The organism is Enterobacter sp. SECR19-1250 (genome assembly GCF_013391025.1).
Classification (GTDB): Bacteria; Pseudomonadota; Gammaproteobacteria; order Enterobacterales; family Enterobacteriaceae; genus Enterobacter; species Enterobacter cloacae.
Map to the genome: position 1 here is coordinate 3312 of NZ_JACASJ010000184.1, position 1711 is coordinate 5022.

Sequence of the window (1711 nt, forward strand, 5' to 3'; positions counted from 1 at the left end):
TACAAAGGCAGGTTCTTTAAGGTAAGGAGGTGATCCAACCGCAGGTTCCCCTACGGTTACCTTGTTACGACTTCACCCCAGTCATGAATCACAAAGTGGTAAGCGCCCTCCCGAAGGTTAAGCTACCTACTTCTTTTGCAACCCACTCCCATGGTGTGACGGGCGGTGTGTACAAGGCCCGGGAACGTATTCACCGTAGCATTCTGATCTACGATTACTAGCGATTCCGACTTCATGGAGTCGAGTTGCAGACTCCAATCCGGACTACGACGCACTTTATGAGGTCCGCTTGCTCTCGCGAGGTCGCTTCTCTTTGTATGCGCCATTGTAGCACGTGTGTAGCCCTGGTCGTAAGGGCCATGATGACTTGACGTCATCCCCACCTTCCTCCAGTTTATCACTGGCAGTCTCCTTTGAGTTCCCGGCCTAACCGCTGGCAACAAAGGATAAGGGTTGCGCTCGTTGCGGGACTTAACCCAACATTTCACAACACGAGCTGACGACAGCCATGCAGCACCTGTCTCACAGTTCCCGAAGGCACCAATCCATCTCTGGAAAGTTCTGTGGATGTCAAGACCAGGTAAGGTTCTTCGCGTTGCATCGAATTAAACCACATGCTCCACCGCTTGTGCGGGCCCCCGTCAATTCATTTGAGTTTTAACCTTGCGGCCGTACTCCCCAGGCGGTCGATTTAACGCGTTAGCTCCGGAAGCCACGCCTCAAGGGCACAACCTCCAAATCGACATCGTTTACGGCGTGGACTACCAGGGTATCTAATCCTGTTTGCTCCCCACGCTTTCGCACCTGAGCGTCAGTCTTTGTCCAGGGGGCCGCCTTCGCCACCGGTATTCCTCCAGATCTCTACGCATTTCACCGCTACACCTGGAATTCTACCCCCCTCTACAAGACTCCAGCCTGCCAGTTTCGAATGCAGTTCCCAGGTTGAGCCCGGGGATTTCACATCCGACTTGACAGACCGCCTGCGTGCGCTTTACGCCCAGTAATTCCGATTAACGCTTGCACCCTCCGTATTACCGCGGCTGCTGGCACGGAGTTAGCCGGTGCTTCTTCTGCGGGTAACGTCAATTGCTGTGGTTATTAACCACAACACCTTCCTCCCCGCTGAAAGTACTTTACAACCCGAAGGCCTTCTTCATACACGCGGCATGGCTGCATCAGGCTTGCGCCCATTGTGCAATATTCCCCACTGCTGCCTCCCGTAGGAGTCTGGACCGTGTCTCAGTTCCAGTGTGGCTGGTCATCCTCTCAGACCAGCTAGGGATCGTCGCCTAGGTGAGCCGTTACCCCACCTACTAGCTAATCCCATCTGGGCACATCTGATGGCAAGAGGCCCGAAGGTCCCCCTCTTTGGTCTTGCGACGTTATGCGGTATTAGCTACCGTTTCCAGTAGTTATCCCCCTCCATCAGGCAGTTTCCCAGACATTACTCACCCGTCCGCCACTCGTCACCCGAGAGCAAGCTCTCTGTGCTACCGTTCGACTTGCATGTGTTAGGCCTGCCGCCAGCGTTCAATCTGAGCCATGATCAAACTCTTCAATTTAAAAGTTTGATGCTCAATGAATTAAACTTCGTAATGAATTACGTGTTCACTCGTTGAGACTTGGTATTCATTTTTCGTCCGAGGACGTTAAGAATCCATGTCACTTTGAGTGCCCACACAGATTGTCTGATAAATTGTTAAAGAGCAGT

Annotated in this window: 1 rRNA gene; it reads right to left on the reverse strand. The window is 52.8% G+C overall.

Annotated elements, in window-relative coordinates:
- Window positions 1-22 precede the first annotated feature (22 nt).
- A 16S ribosomal RNA gene (locus HX884_RS25255) occupies window positions 23-1562 on the reverse strand.
- Window positions 1563-1711 lie beyond the last annotated feature (149 nt).